Origin of the sequence: Burkholderia sp. BCC1640, assembly GCF_902833125.1 — a bacterium.
In the GTDB taxonomy this organism is placed as follows: domain Bacteria; phylum Pseudomonadota; class Gammaproteobacteria; order Burkholderiales; family Burkholderiaceae; genus Burkholderia; species Burkholderia diffusa.
In genome coordinates this window covers 1-626 of record NZ_CADFEF010000120.1, presented here as the reverse complement: position 1 = coordinate 626, position 626 = coordinate 1, and the positions used below count along the sequence as shown (strand labels likewise).

Here is a 626-nt window from a genome sequence, read left to right as displayed (position 1 = left end):
GCCGAGCGCACCGACGCCAATTACCGGCGCTACACCGAGGTCCACGTCGAGCGCCTGCGGTTCATCCGCAACTGCCGCGCGCTGGACATGACGCACGACGAGATCCGCGCGCTGCTGCGCCTGACCGACGACCCGGCCGATCGCTGCGATTCGATCAACACGCTGCTCGACGAACACATCGGCCACGTCAATGCGCGGCTGGTCGAACTGCAGCACCTGAAGGCCCAACTCAGCGAATTGCGCGAGCAGTGCCAGGGCGATCACACGGTCGAGGATTGCGGCATCGTGCACGGCCTCGCGACCATGGAAACGCTGGAGGCGCCGGCCAAGCGCACGCACGTCGGCTAGGCGCGCTCGCAGCCGGAACTCGCGTTCTCCATTGCGTCAATTCATGACCAGTCATAAAATCACTAGTCACAAATTGATGATGGATTCGACTGGCTCATGCCGAAATTTTCCCCTCTCGCACTGGCCGTGCTGGCGATGCTGACCGAAGCGCCGATGCACGCCTATCGGATCCAGCAGCTGATCAAACTGCGCGGCAAGGACGAAGTGATCAACGTCCGCCAGCGCAACAGCCTCTACCAGACGCTTGAGCGTCTGCTGCGCGACCACCTGGTGGTGGT

Annotated in this window: 1 protein-coding gene and 1 pseudogene; both read left to right on the top strand. The window is 62.8% G+C overall.

The genetic code is table 11. The features are described from left to right. Window positions 1-348, top strand: a 348-nt coding sequence (locus HWX25_RS32770; RefSeq protein WP_175912735.1) for a MerR family DNA-binding protein, incomplete at its 5' end; no start/stop codon positions are given. A 96-nt stretch (window positions 349-444) separates the two neighbouring features. Next, window positions 445-626: pseudogene (locus tag HWX25_RS32765) on the top strand (helix-turn-helix transcriptional regulator); the annotation flags it as partial.